The organism is Mesorhizobium sp. LNHC232B00 (assembly GCF_000502435.1).
Classification (GTDB): domain Bacteria; phylum Pseudomonadota; class Alphaproteobacteria; order Rhizobiales; family Rhizobiaceae; genus Mesorhizobium; species Mesorhizobium opportunistum.
The window spans coordinates 120198-146512 of record NZ_AYWP01000014.1; the positions used below are offsets into that span (position 1 = coordinate 120198).

At 61.1% G+C, this 26315-nt stretch carries 24 protein-coding genes and 1 tRNA gene; 17 read left to right on the forward strand and 8 right to left on the reverse strand.

Features of this window, described 5'->3' with window-relative positions:
- Window positions 1-3162 (reverse strand): DEAD/DEAH box helicase, encoded by a 3162-nt coding sequence (locus tag X743_RS150805; RefSeq protein ID WP_031257870.1) that lies wholly within the window; start codon window positions 3160-3162, stop codon window positions 1-3.
- Complete coding sequence (locus X743_RS150800; protein WP_050591500.1) at window positions 3159-3947, reverse strand: hypothetical protein; 789 nt, start codon at window positions 3945-3947, stop codon at window positions 3159-3161. Before X743_RS150800 ends, X743_RS150805 begins: the two co-directional genes overlap by 4 nt.
- A gap of 70 nt (window positions 3948-4017) precedes the next feature.
- Here X743_RS150800 and X743_RS150795 point away from each other — a divergent pair, with 70 nt between their 5' ends.
- From X743_RS150795 to X743_RS150735, 13 genes are all read left to right on the forward strand, one after another.
- A complete protein-coding gene (locus X743_RS150795; RefSeq protein ID WP_023735767.1) occupies window positions 4018-4308 on the forward strand; it encodes a DCL family protein in 291 nt (96 codons plus the stop codon).
- 599 nt (window positions 4309-4907) lie between these two features.
- Window positions 4908-6938, forward strand: coding sequence for a conjugal transfer protein TraG (locus X743_RS150790; RefSeq protein ID WP_023766650.1), 2031 nt, complete (start codon window positions 4908-4910; stop codon window positions 6936-6938).
- 119 nt (window positions 6939-7057) lie between these two features.
- Window positions 7058-7471, forward strand: coding sequence for a hypothetical protein (locus X743_RS150785; RefSeq protein WP_023766651.1), 414 nt, complete (start codon window positions 7058-7060; stop codon window positions 7469-7471).
- Entirely contained in the window at window positions 7468-8436 is a 969-nt protein-coding gene (trbB, locus tag X743_RS150780) for a P-type conjugative transfer ATPase TrbB (RefSeq protein ID WP_023766652.1), read from the forward strand. The genes X743_RS150785 and trbB overlap by 4 nt, the downstream gene beginning before the upstream one ends.
- An 11-nt stretch (window positions 8437-8447) precedes the next feature.
- Window positions 8448-8756 (forward strand): TrbC/VirB2 family protein, encoded by a 309-nt coding sequence (locus X743_RS150775; protein WP_023735762.1) that lies wholly within the window; start codon window positions 8448-8450, stop codon window positions 8754-8756.
- Window positions 8756-9028, forward strand: coding sequence for a VirB3 family type IV secretion system protein (locus tag X743_RS150770; RefSeq protein ID WP_023766653.1), 273 nt, complete (start codon window positions 8756-8758; stop codon window positions 9026-9028). Before X743_RS150775 ends, X743_RS150770 begins: the two co-directional genes overlap by 1 nt.
- Window positions 9022-11472 carry a conjugal transfer protein TrbE gene (gene trbE / locus X743_RS150765; protein ID WP_023766654.1) on the forward strand — a complete coding sequence of 817 codons (2451 nt, stop codon included), beginning with the start codon at window positions 9022-9024 and terminating at the stop codon, window positions 11470-11472. Before X743_RS150770 ends, trbE begins: the two co-directional genes overlap by 7 nt.
- On the forward strand, window positions 11469-12194 hold the full coding sequence (trbJ, locus tag X743_RS150760) for a P-type conjugative transfer protein TrbJ (RefSeq protein WP_023669263.1): 726 nt from the start codon (window positions 11469-11471) through the stop codon (window positions 12192-12194). The genes trbE and trbJ overlap by 4 nt, the downstream gene beginning before the upstream one ends.
- Before the next feature lie 36 nt (window positions 12195-12230).
- Entirely contained in the window at window positions 12231-13553 is a 1323-nt protein-coding gene (gene trbL / locus X743_RS150755; RefSeq protein WP_023766655.1) for a P-type conjugative transfer protein TrbL, read from the forward strand.
- A complete protein-coding gene (gene trbF / locus X743_RS150750; RefSeq protein WP_023766656.1) occupies window positions 13554-14285 on the forward strand; it encodes a conjugal transfer protein TrbF in 732 nt (243 codons plus the stop codon). It abuts the gene before it with no gap.
- The gene (gene trbG, locus X743_RS150745; protein ID WP_023766657.1) at window positions 14275-15303 is read left to right on the forward strand and encodes a P-type conjugative transfer protein TrbG; all 1029 of its coding nucleotides are present in this window, start codon (window positions 14275-14277) and stop codon (window positions 15301-15303) included. Before trbF ends, trbG begins: the two co-directional genes overlap by 11 nt.
- Window positions 15304-15313: 10 nt before the next feature.
- Window positions 15314-16531 (forward strand): TrbI/VirB10 family protein, encoded by a 1218-nt coding sequence (locus tag X743_RS150740; protein WP_023766658.1) that lies wholly within the window; start codon window positions 15314-15316, stop codon window positions 16529-16531.
- 14 nt (window positions 16532-16545) lie between these two features.
- Window positions 16546-16824 (forward strand): DUF2274 domain-containing protein, encoded by a 279-nt coding sequence (locus tag X743_RS150735; protein ID WP_023766659.1) that lies wholly within the window; start codon window positions 16546-16548, stop codon window positions 16822-16824.
- A gap of 391 nt (window positions 16825-17215) precedes the next feature.
- Here X743_RS150735 and X743_RS0136270 read toward each other — a convergent pair whose 3' ends face one another.
- Window positions 17216-17587 (reverse strand): MucR family transcriptional regulator, encoded by a 372-nt coding sequence (locus X743_RS0136270; RefSeq protein ID WP_023766660.1) that lies wholly within the window; start codon window positions 17585-17587, stop codon window positions 17216-17218.
- Between the two features lie 183 nt (window positions 17588-17770).
- Between X743_RS0136270 and X743_RS150730 the strand changes: the two genes are divergently transcribed.
- On the forward strand, window positions 17771-17971 hold the full coding sequence (locus X743_RS150730) for a hypothetical protein (RefSeq protein ID WP_156934446.1): 201 nt from the start codon (window positions 17771-17773) through the stop codon (window positions 17969-17971).
- Here X743_RS150730 and X743_RS150725 read toward each other — a convergent pair.
- The 5 genes from X743_RS150725 to X743_RS150705 all read right to left on the reverse strand — a co-directional run bounded on the left by X743_RS150725 (window position 17968) and on the right by X743_RS150705 (window position 23037).
- Complete coding sequence (locus X743_RS150725) at window positions 17968-19011, reverse strand: hypothetical protein (RefSeq protein ID WP_023766662.1); 1044 nt, start codon at window positions 19009-19011, stop codon at window positions 17968-17970. The genes X743_RS150730 and X743_RS150725 overlap by 4 nt on opposite strands.
- Before the next feature lie 262 nt (window positions 19012-19273).
- Complete coding sequence (locus X743_RS1000000172150; protein ID WP_156934447.1) at window positions 19274-19711, reverse strand: hypothetical protein; 438 nt, start codon at window positions 19709-19711, stop codon at window positions 19274-19276.
- Between the two features lie 496 nt (window positions 19712-20207).
- Window positions 20208-21512 carry an integrase arm-type DNA-binding domain-containing protein gene (locus X743_RS150715; RefSeq protein WP_023766664.1) on the reverse strand — a complete coding sequence of 435 codons (1305 nt, stop codon included), beginning with the start codon at window positions 21510-21512 and terminating at the stop codon, window positions 20208-20210.
- 212 nt (window positions 21513-21724) lie between these two features.
- Window positions 21725-21800, reverse strand: a tRNA-Phe gene (locus X743_RS150710).
- A gap of 364 nt (window positions 21801-22164) precedes the next feature.
- Window positions 22165-23037, reverse strand: a complete 873-nt coding sequence (locus X743_RS150705) for a helix-turn-helix domain-containing protein (RefSeq protein WP_023766665.1) — start codon at window positions 23035-23037, stop codon at window positions 22165-22167.
- A 104-nt stretch (window positions 23038-23141) separates the two neighbouring features.
- On the opposite strand from X743_RS150705, the gene X743_RS150700 reads away from it, so the two are divergent.
- The 3 genes from X743_RS150700 (at window position 23142) to X743_RS150690 (ending at window position 26308) form a co-directional block, all read left to right on the forward strand.
- On the forward strand, window positions 23142-24413 hold the full coding sequence (locus X743_RS150700; protein ID WP_023766666.1) for an extracellular solute-binding protein: 1272 nt from the start codon (window positions 23142-23144) through the stop codon (window positions 24411-24413).
- 201 nt (window positions 24414-24614) lie between these two features.
- Window positions 24615-25475, forward strand: a complete 861-nt coding sequence (locus tag X743_RS150695; RefSeq protein WP_023766667.1) for a sugar ABC transporter permease — start codon at window positions 24615-24617, stop codon at window positions 25473-25475.
- Window positions 25472-26308: a carbohydrate ABC transporter permease gene (locus X743_RS150690; RefSeq protein WP_023766668.1), complete on the forward strand. Its 837-nt coding sequence runs from the start codon at window positions 25472-25474 to the stop codon at window positions 26306-26308. The genes X743_RS150695 and X743_RS150690 overlap by 4 nt, the downstream gene beginning before the upstream one ends.
- The last annotated feature ends 7 nt before the right edge of the window (window positions 26309-26315 follow it).

Consider the following 26315-nt stretch of genomic DNA (forward strand, 5'->3'; position numbering starts at 1 on the left):
TCAGGCGAGGCCTTCCAATATCTTCCAGGCCTTCTGATAGGTCGGCCCGGCGGCACCCACCGCAGTATGCCAATCGGCATCGCTCAGGCCTTCGAGGGCCGCGCGCATCGACTTGATGCCGGTGCCGACGTTCTGCCTCGAGAGATGGTCGGAAAGAGGTTGGGCGGCGTTGCGCGGCACACCCATCAGGCGCAGGTCGATGGCCATGTCGGAATTAACGCCGTAGTAGATTCGGGAAGGCAGGTTGCGGAAGGTGCGCCGCTCCTCTTCTGTCATCCTGTCGAGCCCGTCGCGAATGGTCAGGCTCTGGATAGCCGAAAGTCCCCAGGAGGCTGTGGAGGTCATCTTGCCATATACGAGCCGGCACGCCTTCGACATGGCATCGGTCGGACTGTCGTTGGGCCCCCGGAAATGCTCGTTGGCCATTTCGGCCAACGAAGCACCGTTGACCCAATCCTTGACGATGCGGGCGAGAAGGTCGCCATTGCCGCGTCCGCCGCCAGTGACCTCGGCCAACTCCGCTTTTAGTTCCGGGATCTGAAGAAGGACGCCGAAGGCGTTCTGCAGCGTGCGATCGTTCGCGGTGAACAGGGTCGACGCATCCCAGGAATTGGAATCGATGCCTGCAGCGCGCGCGCCGGCCAAGGCACGGCTGACGCTTTCCCAGGAGAAACCGGTGGTGTCCACCAGAGAAAGTGGCTGGTTTCGGATGATCGCCGCATAGTCGGTCACCGCAGCGACCAGCCTGTTCGCCACGGTCTGATCCTCGCGACGCAGCTTCTGAAAGCCGAAGCTGCCGCGCAGCACCTGCTCGATCTGGCTGGCGAACGCGGCATGGTCGTCTATTTGGCGGTACGAGTGGGCCAGGTACTGCAGGAACGCGGACCACTCCTTCATGTAGTAGAGCGTGTGGAGTTCGAGCTGGGATCCGGCGGCCAGGGCGGAGCGCACCATGTCGATCAGTGTCGAGTTCAGGTGGGACACGTTTCGTCCGACATAGTCGGACAGCAGCGCCACCCTATCGTCGGTTGTCGCGGCCAATGCCACCACGCCGGTGCCCGATTGGTCGGCACGGCCAGCGCGTCCAGCCAAGTTCCAGAAGTCCTCGGGCGGCATGTCGACGCCATAGGGATATTGGTGGGATGCCATCACCACTGCGGTGACCGGGAAGTTCAGACCCTGCGCGATGGTGGTGGTGGCGACCATGGTGTCGAGCTCGCCCAGCTCCATCAGCCATTCCATCAGGACGCGCGTGTCGTCAGACAGTCCGGTGTGATGCAGGCCGACGCGCTTCTTCAGCAGCCCGATGAGTTCGAAATCCCTACCGAATTCCTCTGCCACGAAATCTGCGACGAAATCGATATTGGACATGTCCTTGGATCCAGGCCGCTGCTCCAGCTTTTCGGCCAGTTTCGGATCTTTGGCCATCGTGCGGGCCAGGCCCCAGGTGTCCTTGACCTTTCCGGCGACAACGATGACCGGTCCACGACGATTGAGGCAGCTGGCGGTGACGGCGGCGACGTTGGAAAGGGAAGGACGCACTTGCGACCAAGTCAGGCCCAGCTCTCGCCCCGAGCAGAGCGGAACGAGGTGGTCGATCTTTATCGTGGACTTGGATGTGTGGATGGTCTGCAGGGATATCTCGTAGTCGCCGGCGCGCTCCGCTTTGGAGGGCTGTGCGATGACGATTGCCCTGTCGTTCGAGCGCCAGTTGAACTCGACCGTCATGTCCGCGAAGCTGTCCGGCGACAACCATCTGGCGACTTCGCCGCGGTTCTCGATGAAAGGCGTCATCAGCAGGAACTGGGAGTTTCTGCATTCGCGGTTGATCGTGGCCAGCATTAGCTCGAGCCGCAGACCGCGGCCCTTGTTCGATAGATTGTGCGCCTCGTCGACCACAACCAGCGTCAACGGACGGCCGATCTTGGCCTCCCAGCCGCCGCGCAGCAGGAGGTCGATCTTCTCGGGCGTTCCGACCAGCACGCGGAAAGCCGTCCGTGGGTCCTTGTCGGCCAGCAGCTCGGCCTCGACGCCGTCGATGTCGAGGGCAGGGCTGACGCGCTCCACGACTATCCCGAGCGGCGAGAAATCGCGGCGAAGCTTCGCGCACACCTGATTCACCAAGGCGCGTGTGGGCGCGATATAGGCGACCCAGCCCCTTTCGGCCTCGAACTGGTTGAGGGCCTGGAGGATACGGAACTGGGCGATGAAGGTCTTCCCGCTCGACGTCGGCAGACTGAGGACCACCGAACGCGCGCCCGAATTCATCAGTCCCTGATCCCGAAGAGCGATGCGCTGGGGCGGCAGCATCTCGAAGACGGGTTTGTCCCTGGTCCTCGCAGCCATGCTCTCGACGAAACGAGCGATGCGAGCGCTGGCGCCTCTGGTGACTGACCAGATGCTGTTGGCAACCATCCGTTCCGCGGTCTCGGACAGGAGCCGGACGGTGGCGTGCAAGCCGATCAGTTCGCCTCGTTCGCAGGCGATCTGGCTGCGATCGAATTGCGCCTGCAGCTGCTCACGGATGTTGAACCCGCCAGCCACCGAACCTTGGGCCGAATAGGTGGCGAGCAGCTCTGCGGCCTTGGACAGGTGATAGGAGGCCATGAGCTGCCATGCATCCGAGCGGGGCGTATCGGAGGTCTCCAAGAACTGTGCCTCTCCGGATTTCTGCGCCTCGCGCAGGCCGACGATCTCAGCCAGAACCGCGTCCAGATCCGCCCACCCGTCCTTGCGCAGCACCAGCAGCCAAAGTCGATAGACGCTCTGGCGCACCCTAGCACCCCAGTTCGCAGCTTCATCCGGTTCGGGAGGAAGCGCATGGGTGCGCAGATACCGCGACACGTCGGGCGTGCGATCGCCGAGCACGCCGTAGCAGGCGGCTTGTAGCAGATGCAGTGCCCGTGCTTCGGTGTTCTTTGGAACGTCCGATGCTCTCGATGCCTCGAATGCCATCTCGGCGGTTTCGCGCAATTCGCCAGCGGCTTCTACATCGCCCAGCAGGGCATGGACGGCCAGGCCGTAGCCGTTCGCGGTAAACCTGTAGTCCTCCGGCTGGTCATTGGGCTCGAAGCCGACATCGGCCAACAGGTGTTCGCCAACAGCGACATCGACCCTCCGACGTCGTTCGTCGCCCAGTGCCTGGATCATCCATGATGTCATGCTGGCGACACCTTGGCGATCGAGAGCCAATCGGCGATAGGACGTGGCGTGTACCAGGCATCGAGGCGCATGCGTGGGCTGCCGGTGCCGTCTTCCAGAGCTGTGCCCCGGGTACGCAGATCGTCGCGATGTGCAGGAGTGTCGCGTAGTAACACGCCCACGACGGCGAAGTCTTTGCCTCCCGAGCTAAGGTATTTCGCCGCTGCGACCTTGAACATCGCCATCAGCTCGGCGGTTGTGCAACGGGCGTACAACCACTTCAGAAGCGTGTTCTGCGCATCCTTGTGATTGGCAAGTGCATCGATCTGGTGGGCAAGACCGCCTCTGCCGGCCATGACGCCGGGCGGATTGTCCTTGTCCGACGAAGTCTTCACCTCGCCGAATAGGAAAACCCTGTCCGGTCCACTGCCGAGGAAACCGACGATATCGGCGCCGGGCAGCGACGCCTTCGGCGTCTTTCGATCGCGGTTCTCGTTCCAGGGCCACACGGCACCGTGCTCGTCCATTAATAGACATTCGGCCATCGCCTCGCCGATTTCCCAATCCAGCGGCTCGACGGTCGCATCCAGCAGAGCGCTTAGGGTGTCACTGGCCATGCCTGTCGTGGCTAAGGCATCCAAATCAGCGGAGAATTCTTTTTCGAAGGCGGCATCGGTAACGCGCTCCCAGACCGGGCCGCGCAGATACAAGTCGAACTCGGCATGGTCGTCTATCACCAGACCACGCCAGCAGTCGGTGGCCAAATCGTTCGGATAGGCCTTGGTGATCTTCAGTTCGAGCGGCATCGATTCCCCTGTCGATCGCTGATTATCTCTTTATGATCGCAAATCGCAACCAAAGGATTGAGCGGCACGGATGGCGAAGGCGATACCATTGCAATTGGCCGGGAGGGATTTCGCCAAGAAGGGCGATGCGCTGCTCCATGTCAGGGCGAGGCTGCAGAGGTATCCTCCCGGGCAGCGCGTCGCGGATGAAGATGAGGCGCTTCTGCGCGCCTTGCTGGCTAGGCACCCCGATTCCGCCTCCAAGACAGGTTCAGGCGTGGACCACTTCATGGTGCGCAGCGCCGATTACGGCACCAAGTGCTTCTGGGTGGTGAGAACGGACGGATCGACCGAGCGTTTCTCGTACAAAGAGTGTCTTTGACTGTCGAGCTTATCGTCCTGCCCGTCATGATACAGTGCTGGCTTCGGTCCATTCGGGTCGACCTGCACACCACGACATTCGTGCCACATTCCTCCGGCGAACAAGGCAGCAAGCCAGCCGGCCCATCCTTTCAGCTTGTTGCCGGATATCCGTGAGGCCGTCAATTGGTAGCAGCAAGTAGGAAAACTAAGGTTGCCCGAATGGGAAAAAATATTGGGAAGAATGGGAAAACTATGCTTAATTTTTCGAGAGCAGAGCAGAGCAGAGCAGAGCAGAGCAGAGCAGAGCAGAGCAGAGCAGAGCAGAGCGGTACTTCGCGGAGCTTTCCAAAAACGACCGAGTGGAGCGCGAAGCTTTCCAGCACCCATTATAGGTTCAACGGCAGCTTTCCATATTAGCGTGCCGAAAGCCTGCCGGTCTGCTGACGGCCCAATACAAGTCATTCGCTCGTGCCTTCGCGATGACAATTTCTTGGCGCCCCCAATCTTCCAAGCCTGCAACGTTCACTGCATCGCACGGGCGCGTATATTGGGTATCTTCAATATTCTGAAACGTCACGCCATCCTGCTTCCGTTTAACAAAACTCGGAGGCTGCGCCCATGACACCGACGAAGCTCCTTGTCGGTCAGATAGTCATTGTGTTCGCCATCGTCATTCTCGGCGTATGGACAGCGACTCAATGGTGCGCCCAAACTTTAGATTATCAGCCGCAACTCGGACCCCCATGGTTTGTCGCAGCCGGATGGCCGATCTACAAGCCGTGGCAACTGTTCGAGTGGTGGTTCCATTTCGACGCATACGCGCCCGAGGTCTTCGACACGGCCGGGATGCTTGCGGCCACCACAGGCTTCATGGGCTGCGCGGCCGCCATCGCTGGCTCCCTCTGGCGTGCGCGGCAGCGCGGCCTAGTCACCACTTATGGCTCGTCGCGATGGGCCGTGTCTTGGGAGATCGAGAAGGCAGGGCTGTTTCGACCAGCCGGTGTTTTCCTTGGCAAGCTGAAGGACCGCTATCTTCGCCATGACGGGCCGGAGCACGTAATGGCCTTTGCTCCCACGCGCTCGGGCAAGGGTGTTGGACTGGTTGTTCCGACGCTTCTTTCCTGGACCGGCTCGGCCGTCATTCACGACATCAAAGGCGAGAACTGGCAGCTGACCGCCGGCTGGCGGTCGAAGTTCTCGTACTGTTTTTTGTTCAATCCGACCGATCCGAGGTCAGCACGCTACAATCCGCTACTTGAGGTGCGCAAAGAAGTGAACGAGGTCCGCGATGTCCAGAACATCGCTGATGTCTTGGTGGATCCGGAAGGTGCGCTCGAGCGGCGCAATCATTGGGAGAAGACCAGTCACTCACTCTTGGTCGGCGCCATCTTGCACGTGCTCTATGCCGAAGAGGAAAAGACGCTCGCCCGGGTCGCCACCTTCCTGTCGGATCCGCAACGCTCCTTTGCCGCGACGCTGCAGCGGATGATGACGACCAATCACCTCGGCACGACGGACAAGCCCCAGGTCCATCCGGTCGTGGCCTCCGCAGCGCGCGAGGTGCTGAACAAGTCGGAAAATGAGCGTTCTGGCGTGCTCTCGACCGCGATGTCGTTTCTCGGGCTCTATCGTGATCCGACAGTGGCCGCGGCAACATCGACCTGCGACTGGCGCATTGCGGACCTGATGGATGCCGAGCGGCCGATGTCGCTCTATCTGGTCGTGCCGCCGTCGGACATCTCGCGCACCAAGCCGCTGGTGAGACTGGTGCTCAATCAAATCGGCCGCAGGCTGACTGAGCGCCTGGAGGGTGACCCGAAGAAGAGCCGCAGGCATCAACTCCTCATGATGCTCGACGAATTCCCGGCGCTCGGACGCCTCGATTTCTTCGAGACCGCGCTTGCCTTCATGGCAGGCTACGGCATCCGCGCCTATCTGATCGCTCAATCCTTGAACCAGATCTCCAAGGCCTATGGCGAGAACAACGCCATTCTCGACAATTGCCATGTGCGGATTTCCTTTTCTTCCAATGACGAGCGCACGGCCAAACGCATCTCGGACGCGCTCGGTACAGCGACGGAACTCAGATCCATGCGCAACTATGCCGGCCATCGGCTGGCACCCTGGCTTTCGCACGTCATGGTGAGCCGCCAGGAAACTGCGCGACCGCTGTTGACACCAGGCGAGGTGATGCAATTGCCGCCTTCGGACGAGCTGGTGCTGATATCAGGATTGCCGCCGATCCGTGCGAACAAGCTCCGCTACTACGAGGACCAGAATTTCACCGAACGGGTGCTGCCGGCGCCGGTGTTGCGCGACGGTCTGTACGCGGACTGTCCTGCGTCGCGCCCCGACGATTGGAGCGGACTAGTCCGCAGTGTTGACCGCCGTCTCGCTGCAGATGACGAAAACGCCGGCGCGGCAATCGAAGAAGACGGCGGCGTGCAACAGCAGCGTCATCCCGGCCTGCCTGAAGACCACGTCGTCGTCTGTCAGGAGCCTGATCAAGACGACCTCTTCAATCTGGCGGACGATGACGCCGAGGCACTCGCAGACAAGCGCGTCATGGACCGGGTTTCCACCGCAGCCAGCGCCTACGGTATCAACGAGGGAAGGGGCGACGACAAGGACATCATCCCCGGCTTCTAAGCGCTTTCGCAGCTCAGGCGTATCTCAGCGTAGATAACGCCCATAAGCGATTTTTCAGATATCGGCGATGTTCGTTCCCGCCGCCGGCGCATCAGCGCCGGCCAGTCGGAACGAGCCCCATGAAGCCCCATCGCATTCGCCACCAGTTTCTGCTCGAACCCGCGTTAAGCGAGAAGCTGGAAACGCTCAGCCGCAACCCGTCGACCACAAAATCGGCGATCGTTGCGAAAGCGGTCGAGGCCTTCATCGAGCGGCGTGGCGAGAACGAACTCGACAATCGTTATGGCAGGCGTCTCGACCGTCTTTCCCGCGACCTCGACCATATCCGAACCGATGTCGAGGTGATCCTGGAGAGCCTCGCACTCTTCATACGCTTTTCGATTACGCTTCATTCCCACACGCCGGTCCCGGATCGGGCGACACAGGCGATTGCCCAAGAGCGCTTTGACAAATTCGTCGAGCAGGTCGGTCGCCAGATCGCCTCCGGGAGGCGCTCGCTTGGCAATGGCAATGGCAATGGAGGCGAAGGATGAGCTCTCATCCCGCAGCCGACCACCGCCGCCGCGCCATGCTGCGCACAGCCATGGGCCCCGCGATCACCGAGGCCCTTGCCGATCCGACCGTCATCGAGGTGATGGTCAACCCCGACGGCGCGCTGCGGCTCGACCGGTTGGGAGAAGGCCGGGTCGATACCGGCGTGCATATGCATCCTTCCGAGGCGGAACGCATCATCCGGCTCGTCGCCTCCCATGTACGCGCCGAGGCGCATGCAGATAGTCCGATTGTCAGTGCCGAATTGCCATCAGGCGAGCGCTTCGAGGGTCTGCTACCGCCAGTCGTGCTGGCGCCATGCTTCGCCATCCGCAAACCGGCGGCAAAACTCTACACGCTGGCCAACTACGTCGCCGATCGCGTCATGCTCCCGCTGCAGGCTGATGCCCTGAGGAAGGCAGTGCGCGAGCGGCGCAACATCCTGGTCGCCGGCGGCACATCGTCGGGCAAAACGACACTTACCAATGCTCTACTGGCAGAAGTCGCCGAATGCGATGAGCGGGTGATCCTGATTGAGGACACCCGCGAGCTGCAATGCGCGGCCAAGGACTGCGTTGCCATGAGGACGAGGCGGGGCTCCATCACACTCGCCGATCTCGTACGCTCGACCTTACGGCTGAGGCCCGACCGCATCATCGTCGGCGAAGTCAGAGGCGCGGAAGCGCTCGATATGCTGAAGGCATGGAACACCGGACATCCCGGCGGCATTGCCACGGTTCACGCCAATTCGGCACGCTCCGCACTCTACCGGATCGAGCAGCTCGCCCAGGAAGCGGTCGTCACCGTTCCCCGCCGGCTGATCGCCGATGCTGTCCACCTGATTGTCTTCATCGCCGGACGCGGATCGTCGCGCCGCATAGACGCGATCGCCGAGGTCACAGGCCTCGACGGCAGTGGCGACTACGCCGTTGGCCAGCTCACTCTTCCGCAACTCCAGCAGCTTTGAAAGGTCATCTCATGCGCAAGAAAATTTGCTTTCTTTCGTCCGCCGCCGTCGCGCTTCTTCTCACGGCCCAGGCTCACGCTGCCGGCTCCGGCATGCCCTGGGAACAGCCGCTTCAGCAGATCCTGGAATCGGTGCAGGGGCCGGTGGCCAAGATCGTTGCCGTGATCATCATCATAACCACTGGCCTTACCCTTGCGTTCGGCGACACGGCCGGCGGTTTCCGCCGGCTGATCCAGATCGTCTTTGGCCTGTCGATTGCCTTCGCGGCCTCGAGCTTCTTTCTCTCCTTCTTCTCCTTTGGTGGCGGGGCGCTCGTCTGATGGCCATGGGAGAGAAGCATATCCAAGGCTTCGAGGTGCCCGTCCACCGGGCGCTGACTGAGCCGATCCTGCTCAGTGGCGCGCCGCGGGCGGTGGCGATCCTTAACGGCACCGCGGCCGCCGCAATCGGCCTTGGCCTGCAGCAGTGGATTGGCGGTCTAGTGCTCTGGATCGCCGGCCACACGCTCGCGGTCTTTGCCGCACGGCGCGACCCGGACTTTGCCAGCGTACTTGTCCGTCATCTTCGTCAGAAGGGCTGGCTTGCATGCTGAAGCTTTCCGAATACCGCGGCAAAGCCGACCGGCTTGCCGACCATCTGCCCTGGGCAGCACTCGTCGCGCCCGGCATCGTGCTCAACAAGGATGGCAGCTTCCAACGGACATTGCGGTTTCGTGGCCCCGACCTTGAAAGCGCCACGGAGGCCGAACTTATCGGCATATGCGCGCGGGCAAACAATGCGCTGAGAAGGCTCGGCTCTGGCTGGGCGCTGTTCTTCGAGGCCGAGCGCATCGAAGCGCTGGGCTATCCGAGCTCGGCCCTTCCCGATGCTGCCTCATGGCTGATCGATGAGGAACGGCGCGCGGCCTTCGAGGGCAAGGTCGCGCATTTCGAGAGCATCTATCATCTGACTTTGGTCTTCCTGCCTGGGCCCGATGGCCAAGCGCGCGCGGAAAGTGCTCTCGTCGACTCGCATCACTTGGGAGGGGAAAGAGACTGGCGCCAGGAGCTTGCCCGGTTCCGAGACGAGACTGACCGCGTTCTCGATCTTCTTTCGGGCTTCGTGCCCGAGGTGCGCGCGCTCGACGATGCCGAGACCCTGACGTACCTGCACGGCACGATCTCGACCCGCCGTCATCCCGTTGCCGTGCCTGAAACGCCAATGTATCTCGACGGCGTCCTGGTTGACGCGCCGCTGACCGGCGGCCTAGAGCCGATGCTGGGCGAACAGCATCTGCGCACGCTGACAGTTCTCGGCTTTCCGAACGTCACCCGGCCAGGAATCCTCGATGCGCTCAATAACCAGGATTTCGCCTATCGCTGGGTGACGCGCTTCATTCCACTCGATAAGGCGGAAGCCACGAAGACGCTGACTCGGCTCCGCCGGCAGTGGTTTGCCAAGCGCAAATCGATCGCGGCTATTCTGCGCGAGGTGGTGACCAACGAACCGGTGCCTCTCGTCGACAGCGACGCCGACAACAAGGCGCTCGATGCCGATGCAGCACTGCAGGCATTGGGCGGCGATCATGTCGGCTTCGGCTATCTCACCACAACGGTGACGGTGTGGGATCAGAACCGTAAAGCCGCCGCGGAAAAGCTTCGCGCCGTCGAGCGGATCGTCAACGGGCTCGGCTTCACCACCATTCGCGAAAGCATCAATGCCGTCGAAGCGTGGCTTGGTTCATTGCCGGGTCATGTCTACGCCAACGTTCGCCAGCCGCTCGTTCACACGCTTAACCTTGCCCATCTCATGCCGCTGTCGTCCGTGTGGGCAGGTCCAGCGGAGAACGAGCATCTTGCCGAGGTCACCGGCGATTACGCTCCGCCGCTTCTTTTCGCCGAAACCAGCGGCTCGGCGCCGTTTCGGCTTTCGACCCATATCGGCGATGTCGGCCACATGCTGATTGTCGGGCCGACCGGTGCCGGCAAGTCGGTTCTGCTTGCCCTGATCGCTTTGCAGTTCCGGCGCTACGCTGGCGCGCAAATCTATGTCTTCGACAAAGGCAATTCGGCCCGCGCCGCCGCGCTTGCCATGGGCGGCGACCACCATGCGTTGGGTGCGAATGGTGCGCTTGCTTTCCAGCCGCTGCGCCACATCGACGACCCGGCCACACAGAGCTGGGCGGCCGAATGGATCGCCGGCCTCATTGCCCACGAGAATGTCACCGTCACCCCGGAGGTGAAGGAGGCAATCTGGTCGGCGCTCACCAGCCTCGCCACCGCGCCGGCGCAGGAACGCACGCTGACTGGCCTGTCGGTCCTGCTTCAGTCCAATGCGCTCAAATCGGCGTTGATGCCCTACACGCTCGACGGTCCATTCGGCCGGCTGCTCGATGCCGATGACGACCGGCTGGCCATCTCGGATGTGCAGTGTTTCGAGACCCAGGAGCTGATGCACAGCCAAGGCGCTGTGCTGCCTGTGCTCACCTATCTGTTCCATCGTCTTGAGGACCGGTTTGACGGGCGGCCGACGCTGCTCATGCTCGACGAGGCCTGGGTCTATCTCGACCACCCGCTCTTTGCCGCCCGCATCCGCGAATGGCTTAAGATACTGCGTAAGAAAAACGTCTCCGTCATCTTCGCGACGCAGTCGCTTGCCGACATCGCCGGCTCTTCTATCGCACCGGCAATCATCGAGAGTTGCCCGCAGCGCATTTTTCTCCCCAATGATCGTGCGGTGGAGCCGCAGGCACGGGCAGCCTATGAGCGCTTCGGTCTTAATGAGCGACAGATCGAATTAGTCGCCCGCGCCACGCCGAAGCGCCACTACTATCTGCAGTCGCGCCGCGGCAATCGCCTCTTCGAGCTCGGGCTAGGCCCGATCGCTCTTGCGCTTTGCGGCGCCTCCGACCCGGCCGCGCAGAACCTGATCGACAATATTCTTTCCGAAGAAGGGCAGGGCAGCTTTGCCGCCCGTTTCTTCAGTGCGCGCGGCCTGGATTGGGCTGCCGAGCTTCTCCAGCAATTTCCTCAACCTGACAAGGAGCAATCGTCATGATCGGACGCCGCCTTTTTACTAGCCTGGTCACCGTTTCCCTGATCGCCAAACCGATGGCTGACTACGTCCAGCCGGCCTATGCGCTGATCGTGTTTGACCCGTCCAACTATACGCAGAATGTGCTGTCGGCAGCACGCGCATTGGAGCAGATCAACAACCAAATCCAGTCGCTTCAGAACCAGGCGACCATGCTGCAGAACATGGCGCGCAACCTTCAGCGCCTGGATTTCTCTTCCGTGGGCCAGCTTACCGGCTCGCTCCAACGGATTGACGGTCTGATGACCCAGGCGAGCGGCCTGAGCTTCGATCTCGACAAGCTGCAGGACCAGTGGCGCCAGCAATATCCGGAAAGCTACGACGCCACCATCAAGGTCAGCGATGTGGCGAGCGCCGCGCGCGAGCGCTGGCAGAGCGCCATGCAGGCGTTCCGCCAGACCATGAGCGCGCAGTCGCAGATCGTCGAGAACGTGCAGGCCGATGGCGACCTGCTTACCGACCTCGTCAATCGCAGTCAGGGCGCGGCAGGTGCCCTCGAGGCAAGCCAGGCCACCAATCAGCTGATCGCGCTTTCGACCAAGCAGCAGATGCAGATCCAGACGCTGCTTGCGACCCAGTTCCGGGCCGAGGCCGAGGATGCGGCGCGCAAGGCGCAGTCTGAGGAAGCCGCTCGCGAGACGACGAAGCGTTTCCTGGGCACCGGCACGGCTTATCCCGGCAACTGAGCGGCAGTTCTTCAAGACAACGAGGAAGGCGGCGACATGAACGACCTCGGAGTCATCGATCGCTTCATGGAGACCTTTACCCGCTACATTGACAGTGGGTTCGGTCTGCTTTCGGGCGACGTCGCCTTTCTCACCACCATTCTGATCGGCATTGACATCACGCTCGCGGGCTTGGTCTGGGCGTTCGGCGGCGAGCCCAACATACTTGGCCGGCTTGTTCGCAAAGTGCTCTATGTCGGCGCCTTCGCCTTCGTCCTGAACAATTTCAAGAACCTCGCCGACATAATTTACCGCTCCTTTGCCGGTCTCGGCATCAACGCATCGCCCGGCAACCTGTCCGCCGACAGTCTCCTGCGGCCAGGCCGCATTGCCGCGGCCGGCTTCGAGGGCGCCTGGCCGCTCCTCAATCAAGCGAGCCAGCTAGTAGGCTTCCCCGAGATCTTCGGTAACGCGCTCACCATCTTCGTGCTGCTTCTGGCCTGGTTCCTGGTCCTCATCGCCTTCTTCATTCTTTCCATCCAGCTCTTCATCACCATCCTCGAGTTCAAGCTCACCACGCTGGCCGGCTTCGTCCTGGTGCCCTTCGCGCTCTGGAACCGCTCGGCGTTTCTGGCCGAGCGCGTGCTCGGCAATGTGATTTCGTCGGGCATCAAGGTGATGGTGCTTGCCGTCATCGTCGGCATCGGCTCCACGCTCTTTGGCGAGTTCGCTTCCGCCCTGCAGGGCCAGGAGCCGGACCTGGCGGCGGCCATGTCTCAGGTACTGGGTGCGCTGGCGCTGCTTGGGCTCGGCATTTTCGGCCCCGGGATTGCCTCGGGTCTTGTTTCCGGCGCGCCGCAGCTTGGCGCCGGCGCGGCACTTGGAACAACGGCGGCCGCAGCTGGATCAACGCTCGTTGCCGGAGGCGCTGCGTTTGCCGGCGCGCGCATGGCAACAGGCGGCGGCCTCGCCGCAGTCCGTGCCGGCGCCGCTATGGGGTCCGCTGCCACCGTCGCTTGGCAGACGGGGCGCGCGACATCGCCCGAGTCCGGGCTGTCCGGGGTAGCTGCTGGGCTGCAGGGGGTTGCGAGTGCCGCTAGCGGCGCCGCGGTGCGGGGAATGCGATCCGCAGCAGAACCATTCCGCCGTAGTGCCGACGCCGGTCGCGATGCCGGCTGGACCGCGACCGGCGGCATGCCGACCAGCTCGATGAGCGGAAGCTCTCCAGTTATAGCTCCCGCGGCCGCGCCTGCCTGGGCAAGGCGTCTGCGTTCCGAACAGACCGCACGCGCCCATCGCAATGCTGCCACGCAGGCGGTGCGCGATGGAGATCGGGGCGGAAGCGGCGCCAATCCCTCCCTCAATGACAAGGAAGACTAGATGCTCTTCAAGCGACCCGTTCAGCGTTATGGAAAGACGCCCGAACCCGTAACACCCTACCAGAAGGCCAGCCAACTCTGGGATGAGCGCATCGGCGCGGCGCGCGTGCAGGCCAAGAACTGGCGCTTCATGGCCTTTGGCTGCCTGGCTCTGACGACGGGGCTTTCCGGTGGGCTTCTGTGGCAGTCGATGCAGGGCCGCGTCGTGCCTTATGTCGTCGAGGTCGACCGCTTTGGCGAGGCGCACGCGGTCGGGCCGGCAGTCCAAAACTACCAGCCCGACGATGCCCAGATCGCCTGGCATCTCAGCCGCTTCATCCAGAATGTTCGTTCGGTTTCCACCGATGCGGTTCTGGTGCGGCAGAATTGGCTGTCGGCCTACGACTTTGCCACCGACCGAGCGGCGCTCTTCCTCAACGAATATGCCAAGGCGAACGACCCTTTCGGCCAAATCGGCACGCGCAGCGTGTCAGTACAGGTGACCAGCGTGGTCAGGGCTTCCGACAGCTCGTTCCAGGTCAAATGGACCGAGCAGGTGTTCGAGCGCGGCAGCCTCGCCAGCACGACGCGCTGGATCGGGATCCTCACCATCCTCATCCGCCCGCCTAGGACAACCGAGCAGCTGCGCAAGAACCCGCTCGGCGTCTTCATCAACGCCATCGACTGGTCGCGCGAGCTCGACAGCGCCGCGCCAACCCCCGTTTCCCCTAAGGAGCCCGCCAATGACAAATAGAGCCCCATTGCTTCGTGCTGCCTTGATCCTGTCGGCGTCTGTTGCGGTTCTTTCGGCCTGTGCCTCGAAGCCAGTGCCGCCGCCTCAGATTTCCTATGACCACGAGGACTTCAAACCAGCCGCGATCGAGAAGGCGCCGGAGAAGCCGGTCAAGGTCGTGGAAGTGCCGAAACCGTTACCGTTGCCTGGTCAGTTGATGCCCGCACCCGGCAAGCCCGCCCCAGATAAGCGCTCGCCGGAAGAACAGGTCGCCGATGCCAACAAGGCGGCGACGCAACAACCCACCAAGTTTGGCTATGTCAATGCGGTGCAGGTTTACCCCTTTGCCGACGGCGCGCTCTACCAGCTCTACGCCGCGCCGGAGCGCGTCACCGATATCTCATTGCAGCGGGGCGAGAAGCTGACCTCGGTCTCAGCCGGCGATACGGTCCGTTGGGTAATCGGTGACACCGTTAGTGGCTCAGGCGATGACCAGCGCACTCATGTGCTGGTGAAGCCATTCGCGCCGGGGCTTGCCACCAATCTGGTCATCACGACGGACAGGCGATCCTATCACCTGCAGCTTCAAAGCACTGAGAAAACTGCCATGGCGGCGCTCTCCTGGATTTACAGCGAAGACCAACTCGTGGCGCTTCGGCGGCGCAACGCTCAGGCAGAGGCTGAAATGCCCGCGGCCTCGAACGTAGCACTCGAAAACATCCGCTTCCGCTATTCGATCGCCGGCGACACGCCACCGTGGAGACCGACGCGCGCCTTTGATGATGGCAGCAAGGTCTATATCGAATTCCCGCGCCGTATCGACCAAGGTGAGGCGCCGCCGCTCTTCATCGTCGGAGCCGACGGGGACAACCAGCTCGTCAACTATCGCATGCGCGGCAACTACTACATCGTCGATCGCCTCTTTGCTGCGGCCGAGCTAAGGCTGGGCACCAAACAGCAGCAGGTGGTGCGCATTACGAGAACCGACGGTCGGCAACCGCCGCGGCGGGTTTCGCTGTTTTCGCGTTTTGGCAGGTAAGGGGAGGCTCATGACCGATACTTCCCACCCGAATGCTCCGCCGAAGCTCAATCCCGAACAGCTGCAGCTGCGAGCCTCACCCCGCCGAGCGGTGCGGTTCAGGCGCGGCATAATTGTCGCCATCGCTGCTGTTGGTTCCGGCGCTGTTTTTGGCGTCACGATGATGGCGCTGCAGGGGCCCGCATTGCGCCTGAAACAGCAGGCCGAAGAGCTCTACAGCACGGACCGCAAGCCGACCGCCGAGGGACTTGAATCGCTGCCCAAGGACTATTCCGGGAGCAAGCCGAAGGCTCCGGTGCTTGGACCGCCGCTGCCCGGGGATCTCGGCCGTCCTATTCTCGAGCACCAGCGCCAGCTTGGCATCGCACCTGGGCAAGACGTTTCCGCCGAGGCGCAGCGGCTTGCACAACAAGCGATTGAAGCGCGCGAGTCGCAAGTCCTGTTCCGCATCGAAACCCGACTCCAGCAAACGGAAGCTTTTAGCAATGGGCAGGGCGGACGTTCACCTTTCGAGACGGCGCCTCCGCAGCCAGATACCGAAGGCGCGCGAGCTTCCGTCGCCCCGGCCGAGGGCGACCAGAACAACCAACAGCGCAAGCTCGATTTTATCGATCAACGGAACACCAGCGGGATCTACAATCCGCATGCGCGGCAGACGCCGGCCTCGCCGTATCAGATCATGGCCGGCAGCGTGATCGCTGCAAGCCTGATCACCGGCATCAATTCCGACTTGCCCGGCCTCGTTGTCGCGCAGGTTACCGAGAATGTGCGCGACAGCGTCACCGGCAGCACCCTGCTCATCCCGCAGGGCTCACGGCTGATCGGCACCTACGATAGTGTTGTAGCCTTTGGCCAAAGGCGCGCTCTGTTGGTGTGGCAACGCATTGTGATGCCGGACGGCTCATCGATCGAAATCGACAATCTGCCCGTGACCGACGCGGCCGGCTATGCCGGGCTCGAGGACAAGGTGGATTTCCATACTTGGCAGCTGATCAAGGGCGTCGCGGTGGCCACATTGCTGGGGGTTGGTACCGAGTTGAGCTTTGGGGAAAATGAAAGCGACTTGGTCAAGGCAATTCGTGAATCCACCCAGCAGAACGTCAGTCAAGCCGGCCAACGGATCACTGAAAAGAACCTGAACATCCAACCCACGATCACCGTCCGCCCTGGTTGGCCGTTGCGCGTCATCGTGCACAAGGACCTCGTGTTGCGGCCATACACGGGGTGAACAGGAGGACTTTCATGGCTAACCTGAAACTCGGAAAACTTCCGGACCGGACGCCTTCGAAGATCACCATCACTGTTGGCGCCGACTTGAGCCAAGCACTCAACGACTATGCCGCACTTTACCGTCAGACCTATGGCGAGTCCGAAACCGTGGCTGAGCTGATTCCCTTTATGCTGGTCGGGTTCCTGGAAGGCGACCGGGCGTTTGCCAAGGCCAGAAAGGAAGGTCTGCCGGGCGCCGGCGCGTCGGAGAAACCACGAAGGCAATCATCTTCAACATTAGACAACACTTAGCGTGGGCGGTTCCGCTTGTCCGAGTAGAGATACAGCTGATGAATTGCAGCACCAGGAAGTTTCCTGAGCGCAAAAGCTGCTGTCTTTGACGCAGACCCTGATACTGATCCGCTCTAATGGCCTCGCCGGAGGTGACTCGCCAGAGACGCGTGTTTGAGCTGCGAGAAAACCGCGACCCAAAAGCGATAGTCGCGCTCGCGCCCATCAAAACGCGCCGTCAATGCGCAATGGGCCGCGGCGGTCACCGCGTCCGGCCCTTAGATATCGAGAGCGGTTTTGGCCGCCTCATCCGGGTCTGCAAAATCCCAAAGCGTTAGGCTGCCACGTTCCAGTGCATCGGTGCCGATATGATCACGGTAATTCCCTGGCACGCCAAAGATCTCTACTGCTCTCAGGCTTTCGCCTTGCGTTTCGCGGTAGCTTTCTTGGCCGGAGCAGCCTTCCTTCCCAATCCTAACGATTTTGCCAGCGCCGATCGGGTAGCCGAATAGTTTAGAGCGACCATGGGATAGTCCTTCGCCAGTCCCCACTTCGCCCGGTATTCATCGGGCGTCATCCCATGTCGAGTTGCCAAATGGCGTTTTAGCGCCTTGTATTTCTGACCGTCTTCAAGGCTGATGATGTAGTCTGGGAACACGGACCTCTTGGGATTCACTGCGCGAGTGCTAAAGTCGCCCGTGCGCGCCATCCATTTTGCCTTCTTACGGTGGACGAGGATGCCGAGCTGGAGAAAAGCTGGACGCCGCGTTTCGCGTCCGGGCATGAAAATACGCGTCTTCAGCGGGTCAATGGAAGCGCGCCAGACCGATTACGTGGCCATGCGTCAGTGTGTTAGGCTTGCGGCCACACGTTGGCGCCTCTACCCGCGGTCGGCTCAGCGCTTGAATGCCACTGGCGTCGATGCCATCTTATGGCTAAATGGATTCTGATAAATAAGGACACCGAAATGGCCGACATCAAGAAGCGCTACGCGGCCGTTACAAAGCAGGCTCAGCGAAAGGTCGCAGCAGCCGAAAAATCGTCATCGCCTCATCCTGAGGAGGATCGCATCTATGCGACCTTTAAGAAGCGCGCACGGGAGGACTATCGTACGATGGGATCGTCAAAGTCCGTGCCATTGGCAAAATCTGCTGCGAAAGCGTACTAGCGTCCAATACCCGTCCTAACCCAATCCGGCCGCGCTGCGGGTTCGAGAGTAACGCCGGTATGGGATTCATATTCCCAACGATGCGATGAACCGCCGTCCGACCGGCCGTCTAGCGTGTTTTCGGATTTAGCAACCGATCTAATTTGCAGAGAAATCGCATCCGCCTCGCGCGGAAGTTCGAGAACCTTGATGCCGGCTGCCTCGTCTTTCCACAATCCGATCGCGCAGGACTGCGGCCATTGGCCGAGATCATTCTGGCGGGCCATCAATCCGAACGAAGTTAGGCTGAGCACTGATGTGCCCGGGTCGTCGGCCAGTACGGTAGCATATCGGGCTGGCCAACGGCTGCCGATTTGCGGTCCATCCATCAAAAGAGCGATCAGCAGGTTCGGCCCGATGGCCCGAACAACCGCTTGGCAAGGATCAACCCTCGCCAAATCTTCACATATCAGGGTCGTGAGAGTTGAAGAGCCCCGATACACCAAAACATCAAGACTGCGGCTAAGAATGTTCAGGTCTTCCCACCAACTCCTGGCGGGGTCCAACCCAAGGCTATACGTCTCGATCTGAGATCTGTTGAGTTTCCAGCGATGATGTTTCTCTCGCACGAGCACGGTCTGTTCCCAGCCGCTAATCGTGCCGGTGCGTTCACGTCCTAGCAGGAAGAACGGCGCGATGGCGACAAAGTTGCCGTGACGATGGTCCTGGTCGTGTGTCACTCCGGCGATCAGAAAATCGATGCCATTGTCGCGCGCGAGGGCGCGAGCCAAGCCTAGAAATTGAGTATAGTTTAGCGACAGTTCCGGAAATACAACCCCATTAACGCGCTGCCCTTTCTCGCGCGCTCGATCAACCAAATCTTGGACAAATGTCACAAAGCTGGAGCGCTTTTGCCGATCGGTGTTTAGAGGCAGCCAGGTCGGCCGGGCGGTGAACCATCCCCAACCACCCCCGGCATGTTCACCGACCGACACGAAAGCGTTTTCGTCCACGCGGTAAGGGAATGGAATCAAAAGAAGACCCAGTTTGTCATCATCCAAAGCAGGCGTTCGTGTAAATGGCGGATGGACCCATCGCGCCCGCACTTGGCCGCGGGGCGGCAGTAGAGCCAGATTGTGAGTTAAGGACCGCAACGTACAGCCGACTGACGGAGTGCGTGATTTTGCTTGCACGCACACCAAGTCCTCGGCTGCAGTGGACAGCGAGAAAGGCGCACGTTGAATGCGCCGAAACTCCTTACCGGATCCCAGATCGGCTGCGACATAAGCTGACCGGATAGGGCGGGCGAATTTGTTTCCAGGATCAAAACCGATGTCTTGGCAGGCCGTCTGCAATCATGACGAGTTCGAGACAGATCATCCACCATTCCGGAGCGTCAGCGGTTTCCACAAGCGGCTCGAATACGTGTTCGTCCCGAAATTGCTCAAGTTCTTCCCAAAGTACCTCGACGCGCGACGGCGGGGGCGGCAGGCGTCTGCCCGCGCGCGGTTTGGATGCCCTCCATATTCGACCCGTTCGCACCGCACGGGCCCGCAGTTCATCGTCGACGAGGAGCTCGCGAAAACCGCTAGACCGAGCCCGGTTCACATCCGGTGCTACATGATGATAGGCGCCGGAGCGCTCAAGGAGGTGAGCTCCGAACGCGAAAAGGTCTGTCGGCAGAAGAGGTGCGCTTGCAAATATATCGGCCCCGGATCTTGGTGAAAATAAGGCGGTATAGACCTCTTCCAGTGTGGCCATCAGACACTTCCATGATTTAGTCTGTCGCGCGACAGAAGAACGGTCTGCAGCCGGCGTCTTCCTGTTGTGGCAAATCAATGTCACACTTGCGCTCATGGTGCAAGACTGCTGTCGGAACGTCATTCATTAGGTTGGAGCGCAAGTCTATAGGTTTCGGACTCTTCTCAGTCGGCTGATACGCAACAGTGCCCGGTGGGAGATAGCGATTCCGAGACTGGACCTTGCACAATCGCGGCTTGGTGTCGAGTGATGACAGACGCTACGCCCATCCGATAGTTGGAATGACTTTTGGTCGCGGATGAAATACCTCGTACTGAGAAGACCCGAATCGGTAGGCCGCAGCGATCTGACGATTATAGGATCATTCCTGGCGTCGGACCTCAGGTTCGCCAGACCATCCGGAGAATATGGGGCAACCATCAGCTAAACAATCGATTTTCCTTAGAGGCATCACACCCTCCGGGCTCACCATTTAGTTATCCGTCCTTTTTCAAACTCAGTATGATCTTCGAAGGTTGGAGGCTCGTCTTGGCGTTTGGTGAACCGTCGCTGTTGGGTTTAAAGTGGACGCTCGCGATGGGACAGCAGGCTTGCCGCGTTCCCCGATTGAGATCACCCGCGCGTTTTTGCTCCCCAGTTCATCCAGATAATCGGCCCACCATTGCATCATGTTAACGCGCTCTTCCCAGTGCTCTGCCCGGGCGTAGGCGCGACGCACGTCGTTGTTCTCGATGTGGGCCAGCTGCCGCTCTATGGCGTCCGGGTGCCACTTTCCGCATTCGTTTAGCAGCGTTGATGCCGTTGCCCGAAAACCATGCGCGGTAGCTTCTTCCTTGCTATAACCCATACGACGCAGTGCGGCGTTAAGCGTATTGTCGGAAATCGGACGCGAAGCCGATCGAACACTAGGAAACAGCAGCGATCCACCACCAGAGACTTCTCTCAGTGAAGTCAGGACGCTGATCGCCTGTTTTGATAGGGGTATGCGGTGCGGCCGTCGCATTTTCATGCGTGCTTCAGGAATGGTCCACAACGAGCTGTCAAGATCGAACTCTTCCCATTCAGCGGCGCGAAGCTCGCCGGGGCGGGGAAACAGCAGCGCCATCAGCCTCAGACCGGCTCGGGTTGTCGGCTGTCCGTCAAATGCATCGATCGCCCTCAGCAGACCGCCCAAGGCCTTCGGATCGGTAATCGCGGCGCGAGACGTTATCGTGGGACTGATGAGTGCGCCTCTGAGGGCGAAGGTCGGATCTGTCTCGGCGCGTGCGGTCGCGATTGCGTATCGAAACACGCTGCCGATGGTGGAGCGCAGTCGCCTGGCCGACTCGTATCGACCGCCAACCTCCACGCGACGGAGGGCGGCAAGGATGGTGGCCGGATCGATCTCCCGAATGCACTTGTCGCCGATTATCGGATAGGCAAAGCCGAGCAGCCATTTGACCTTGTTGATGGTCCGGTCGGCACGTCCCTCCTTCTTCAGCTTGTCAACATATTCGTCCGCGATTGAGCGAAAGGAGTCCTTTGCCGAATCGGCCTTCCGCAAGCTGCGTTCCTTTCCAGGGTCGACGCCAGCTAGCAGGAGCCTTTTAGCATCATCGCGCGCCTCCCGTGCCTCGGCGAGAGAGAGAAGGGGATAGCTGCCCAGCGCGAGCAGTTTCTGCTTGCCGTCAAAGCGGTAGGCGAGCCGCCAAAGGCGAGAGCCCGTGGGCTGTACCCATAGCTGCAGCCCGCCCCCGTCAGATAATTTCACGAGTTTGGAAGCAGGGCGGGCGTTTCGACATTTCACGTCGGATAGGGCCATTCGTCAGGTCTCCCTTGGCTGTTTCGATACCATCAGGATGTCGAATACCAACGGAAATACCATCCCCCCGCCTCGTTGGATCAAATGCGCCCGAAGCGCTCTCTGTCCCGCCTAATTGCGCAATGCGACAGCAAAAGATCAATAATTCCAGTCGCTTGCAGAAGCTGCAGCGTAGACGGTTCGGCTAAACGGAGTGTCGGGAGAAGAGGGGATGGTGCCCAGAGGCGGATTCGAACCACCGACACGCGGATTTTCAGTCCGCTGCTCTACCAACTGAGCTATCTGGGCCTGTTCCGGTAACTGAAATTGCGTTGACCGGATTTCATGAAGGCGCCGTGGGGCGCCCCTTGAAAGCGCGTGGGTTATAGCACGGGAATTCGGCCTGTCCAGCGCCTAGGTTGCGATTTCAGACAGGAAAAGACGTGCCGTGTGGTGGGTGCCTTTCCATGCTGCTTTCATCCCCGGAATGGCTCGCGGCCTGTATTGTTTCGGGCCTCGGCATCCTTGACCGAGCCCGCGATTGCCCTTTGCCGGCAGCCCGACCTGCCTTTTAGCCGACAATTGAGATGCGGCGAGATGCGGTGAGATGCGGCGATGGGCGAGATGCCGAAATGTGCTCGCATCCCTGGCCAGGCCCCAACCGGCCTGCGGGCTATCTGGCGCTGGCTAGGCCCTTGCGAAAATCGGAGGGCGTCATGCCGGCCAGCTTGCGGAACGATTTGTTGAAGGCGCTGAGCGAACCGAAGCCCGAATCCATGGCAACGCGGAGCACATTGGCGTCCTGATGCATCAACAGCGCCTGTGCGTAGCTCAACCGCAGAAGGTTGACATATTCGTTCAACGTCATGCCGGTCGACTTCTTGAACAGGCTCATGGCGTATTTGGGATGGATGTCGGCCGCCCCGGCAATGTTCACGCAATCGATGTCGTAGAGGAAGTTTTCGGCGATGAAATCGCACATGCGCCCGACATTGCGCGACGATTGCTGGTCGAAGGGACTACCCGTCTCGTGCCCGGCTGCGGTTTCGGGCACGAGCCGGTAAGGCTCGAACCGCACCCGCTCCAGCCGCAGCAGAAGTTCATTGACGGCATGCTCGGCCTTGGCCGGGTCGCCCGAGCGGGCATAGCGGTTCCAGCGGGCGAAATTGTCGTTGTCGGATTGATCGGTGGCGCCGGTCACCAGCGTGGCGCCCGTCATCAGCCGATGGCGAATGTCCGCCGGCAGGTGCAACCGGAAGAAATGCACCAGCGGCAGATGCGCGCCGGCATAGACGGCGTCGTCGCTCAAATCGTCCATCTGGTGCGGCAGGCCGCCCCAGAACAGGCACATCTCACCGGCCGAAAGCGAGATTTCGTGCTCGTTCATGCGGTAGTGCACGCTGCCGCGCACGATGAAATTCACCTCGACCTGGGCATGCCAATGCGGCTTGAGCATCACCAGGGGAGTGGTGTGAAACATCTGCAACAGCAGCGGCAGGCCTTCGACGCTGCTGGCGCCAGGCTGGTAAAACGGCCGTTCCGGCATCTTACTTTCCGCCAATTCCTTATTCCCTTTGTCGGGGACAAGCCTTCCGTGCTGCATAGTCTAGCCCGGCTCGCAGAGAGAGCAAATGAAATGGGAGGATTTCAATGCGCATCACACTGTCCTGCGCCGCACTTGCGCTTGCCCTGGGCTCAGCCCCGGCATTCGCGCAATCTGGCGAAATCACCATCTGGAGCTGGAACGTCGCCGCTTCGTCGCTGAAGGCGACGGTCGCCGGCTTCAACAAGCTGCATCCCGACATCAAGGTCACGGTCCAGGATCTCGGCAACCAGCCGACCTATGACAAGTCGATCGCCGGCTGTGCCGCAGGCGGTGTCGGCCTGCCCGACATCGTCACCATAGAGAACGGCGAGGCCGAGAATTACTGGAGCCAGTTCCCCGAGTGCTTCGTCGACCTGCACACGCTGGGCTACAGCGCCGAAGACCAGAAGAAATTCCCCGATTTCAAGCGCACCGAGCTCGAAGTCGGCGACAAGGCCTATGCGATGCCGTGGGATTCCGGCCCGGTCGCCGCCTTCTATCGCCGCGACTTCTACGAAAAGGCCGGTGTCGATCCGGCGTCGATCAAGACCTGGGACGATTTCATCGCCGCCGGCAAGAAGATCCAGGCCGCCAATCCGGGCGTCTCGATGACCAATGCCGATTTCAACGGCGACACAGAATTCTTCCGTATGATCTCCAACGAGCAAGGCTGCTCCTATTTCGCCGAGGATGGCCAGTCGATCACGGTCAACCAGCCGAAATGTGTCGATACGCTGGCCAAGATCAAGGACATGAAGGATGCCGGCATCATGTCCTCGGCCGACTGGGGCACCAAGATCACCAACAACACCGCCGGCACGGTCGCCACCCAGGTCTATGGCGGCTGGTATGAAGGCACCATCCGCACCGAATCGGCGGGCGAAAACGGCAAATGGGGCGTCTATCTGATGCCGAGCCTGACCTCCGACGGCCCGCGCGCCGCCAATCTTGGTGGCTCATCGCTGGCCATCACCTCGGTGTCGAAGAACAAGGAGGCGGCTTACGAGTACCTGAAATACACGCTCGGAACCAATGAGGGCCAGATCACGATGCTGAAGGAATTCGGTCTCGTCCCCTCGCTGGTGTCGGCGCTGAATGATCCCTACGTCTCGGAAGGCCTGCCCTATTGGGGTGGCCAGGCTGTGTGGAAGGATATCCTCGGCACGTTGCCCAAGGTCGTCCCCAGCCGTGGCACGCAGTTCCAGAGCGACGCCGAAATCATCATGCGCGCGGTGCAGACCAAATATCTCGCCGGCGGCTATGCCGACGCCAAGGCAGCGCTCGACGATGCCGCCAGCCAGATCGCCGCGGCGACCGGACTGCCGGTCAAGGAGTGAGCGCCGCTTTCCCTTCTCCCCTTGTGGGAGAAGGTGGATCGGCGCGATAGCCGAGACGAATGAGGGGTGCCCCAGCGGAGTGAGACGTTTGCGTTCCCTGGAACACCTCATCCGTCGCCTTCGACGACACCTTCTCCCACAAGGGGAGAACGGCAGCCCAAACGATGGCCTAAAACAACAATCGGGAGAAGGAGGACGAAGATGCGCAACCGTAACGCCACGGCCTATCGTTTCCTCGCTCCCTATCTCCTGATCTTCTCCGTCTTCTGGCTGTGGCCGATCATCTCCTCGTTCATGATCTCGTTCCAGGCGACGCGCACGGTGCCCTGGCGCTTTGCCCCCGGCTTCAACTGGGGCCGGCTGATCGGCGATCCGGCCTTCTTCAACGCGCTGAAGAACACGCTGCTCATCCTCGTCATCCAGGTGCCGGTGATGATCACGCTGGCCATGGTGATGGCTGTGCTTTTGAATTCGCCGCTGTTGAAGGCGAGGGGGCTTTATCGCTTCGCTTTCTTCGCTCCGGTCGTGGTCGGCGAGGTCGCCTATTCGGCGGTTTTCCGGCTGATGTTCAGCCTCGATTTCGGCATCGTCAACAAGCTCCTGAACAGCGTCGGGCTGCCCAAGATCGACTGGTTCTCCAACGTCACGCCGGCGATGGCTTTGATCATGATCGCGGTCACCTGGCGTTGGGCCGGCTACAACGCGATCATCCTTCTGGCCGGCATGCAGTCCATTCCCGAGGACGTCTATGAGGCGGCGACCCTCGACCGTGTCAGCAAGCTCAAGCAATTCTTCCACATAACCTTGCCGCTTTTGAAGCCGGTCATCGTGTTCTGCACGGTGCTGTCGATCATCGGCACCATGCAACTGTTCACCGAGCCATTCCTGATCACCGAGCGCGGCGGACCGGGCGGCGGCACCGAGACGCTCGGCCTGCTGCTCTACCGCCAAGGCTTCCGCTCGCTCAATTTCGGTTACGCCTCGGCCGTCGCCTACACGATGGCGGGGCTGGCGATCGCCATCACGCTGGTGCAACTGTGGCTGACGAGGGAAAGGCAATGAGCTCGCTCTCCTCGACCCGGCTTAGACGCAGCCTCTTGCTGCATCTCTTCCTGACGCCGCTGGCGCTGATCTGGCTGTTTCCATTGTGGATGATGGTGGTGTTCTCGACCATGCCCGACAACGGCATCTTCAGCCCGGGCATCGAGTTGCTGCCGCACGGCAATTTCGTCGACAATTTCAACAATCTGCAACGCGACACCAACTTCGTCGGCGCCATCGGCATCTCAGTCTCGGTGGCGGTGACCTACACGTTCCTGTCGGTGCTGTTGACCTCGATGGCCGGCTGGGCACTGGCGCGCTACCAGTTCTTCGGCAAGGGCGTGGTCGTCGCCATCATCCTCGGCACCATCACGCTGCCCTACGCGGTGGTGCTGATCCCGCAATTCATCATGGTGGCGCGCGACTTCCAACTCGCCAACACCTGGGTGGCGCTGATCGTCCCGCCGCTGTTCAATTCGCTGGGCGTGTTGTTCATGCGCCAGAGCTTCTCGATGATGCCGGACGACCTGTTCGACGCCGCGCGGGTCGAAGGCGTGAAGGAATGGCGCATCTTCCTGTTCGTCGCACTGCCGCTGGCGCGGCCGATGTTGGCCGCACTCGCCATCATCCTGTTCCTCGCGTCCTGGAACAATTATCTCTGGCCGCTTTTGATCAACAACCAGCCGGGCTCGATGACCGCACCCGTGGCGCTAGGCACGCTGATCGGCCTCACCAAGGTATCGTGGGGCGGCATCATGGCCGGCGCCGTAATGCTGACCGTGCCGATGCTTGTCGTCTTCGTGCTGCTGCAGCGCCATTTCATCGCCGGCATCGCCGCCGGCGCGATCAAGTAAGGGGCAG

Excerpts from the sequence above, each read along its gene's own strand:
- X743_RS150805 (WP_031257870.1), bottom strand. The coding sequence starts at position 3,162 with ATGACATCATGGATGATCCAGGCACTGGGCGACGAACGACGTCGGAGG.
- X743_RS150800 (WP_050591500.1), bottom strand. The coding sequence starts at position 3,947 with ATGCCGCTCGAACTGAAGATCACCAAGGCCTATCCGAACGATTTGGCC.
- X743_RS150795 (WP_023735767.1), top strand. The coding sequence starts at position 4,018 with ATGGCGAAGGCGATACCATTGCAATTGGCCGGGAGGGATTTCGCCAAG.
- X743_RS150790 (WP_023766650.1), top strand. The coding sequence starts at position 4,908 with ATGACACCGACGAAGCTCCTTGTCGGTCAGATAGTCATTGTGTTCGCC.
- X743_RS150785 (WP_023766651.1), top strand. The coding sequence starts at position 7,058 with ATGAAGCCCCATCGCATTCGCCACCAGTTTCTGCTCGAACCCGCGTTA.
- trbB (WP_023766652.1), top strand. The coding sequence starts at position 7,468 with ATGAGCTCTCATCCCGCAGCCGACCACCGCCGCCGCGCCATGCTGCGC.
- X743_RS150775 (WP_023735762.1), top strand. The coding sequence starts at position 8,448 with ATGCGCAAGAAAATTTGCTTTCTTTCGTCCGCCGCCGTCGCGCTTCTT.
- X743_RS150770 (WP_023766653.1), top strand. The coding sequence starts at position 8,756 with ATGGCCATGGGAGAGAAGCATATCCAAGGCTTCGAGGTGCCCGTCCAC.
- trbE (WP_023766654.1), top strand. The coding sequence starts at position 9,022 with ATGCTGAAGCTTTCCGAATACCGCGGCAAAGCCGACCGGCTTGCCGAC.
- trbJ (WP_023669263.1), top strand. The coding sequence starts at position 11,469 with ATGATCGGACGCCGCCTTTTTACTAGCCTGGTCACCGTTTCCCTGATC.
- trbL (WP_023766655.1), top strand. The coding sequence starts at position 12,231 with ATGAACGACCTCGGAGTCATCGATCGCTTCATGGAGACCTTTACCCGC.
- trbF (WP_023766656.1), top strand. The coding sequence starts at position 13,554 with ATGCTCTTCAAGCGACCCGTTCAGCGTTATGGAAAGACGCCCGAACCC.
- trbG (WP_023766657.1), top strand. The coding sequence starts at position 14,275 with ATGACAAATAGAGCCCCATTGCTTCGTGCTGCCTTGATCCTGTCGGCG.
- X743_RS150740 (WP_023766658.1), top strand. The coding sequence starts at position 15,314 with ATGACCGATACTTCCCACCCGAATGCTCCGCCGAAGCTCAATCCCGAA.
- X743_RS150735 (WP_023766659.1), top strand. The coding sequence starts at position 16,546 with ATGGCTAACCTGAAACTCGGAAAACTTCCGGACCGGACGCCTTCGAAG.
- X743_RS0136270 (WP_023766660.1), bottom strand. The coding sequence starts at position 17,587 with ATGCCCGGACGCGAAACGCGGCGTCCAGCTTTTCTCCAGCTCGGCATC.
- X743_RS150730 (WP_156934446.1), top strand. The coding sequence starts at position 17,771 with ATGGCCGACATCAAGAAGCGCTACGCGGCCGTTACAAAGCAGGCTCAG.
- X743_RS1000000172150 (WP_156934447.1), bottom strand. The coding sequence starts at position 19,711 with ATGGCCACACTGGAAGAGGTCTATACCGCCTTATTTTCACCAAGATCC.
- X743_RS150715 (WP_023766664.1), bottom strand. The coding sequence starts at position 21,512 with ATGGCCCTATCCGACGTGAAATGTCGAAACGCCCGCCCTGCTTCCAAA.
- X743_RS150705 (WP_023766665.1), bottom strand. The coding sequence starts at position 23,037 with ATGCCGGAACGGCCGTTTTACCAGCCTGGCGCCAGCAGCGTCGAAGGC.
- X743_RS150700 (WP_023766666.1), top strand. The coding sequence starts at position 23,142 with ATGCGCATCACACTGTCCTGCGCCGCACTTGCGCTTGCCCTGGGCTCA.
- X743_RS150695 (WP_023766667.1), top strand. The coding sequence starts at position 24,615 with ATGCGCAACCGTAACGCCACGGCCTATCGTTTCCTCGCTCCCTATCTC.
- X743_RS150690 (WP_023766668.1), top strand. The coding sequence starts at position 25,472 with ATGAGCTCGCTCTCCTCGACCCGGCTTAGACGCAGCCTCTTGCTGCAT.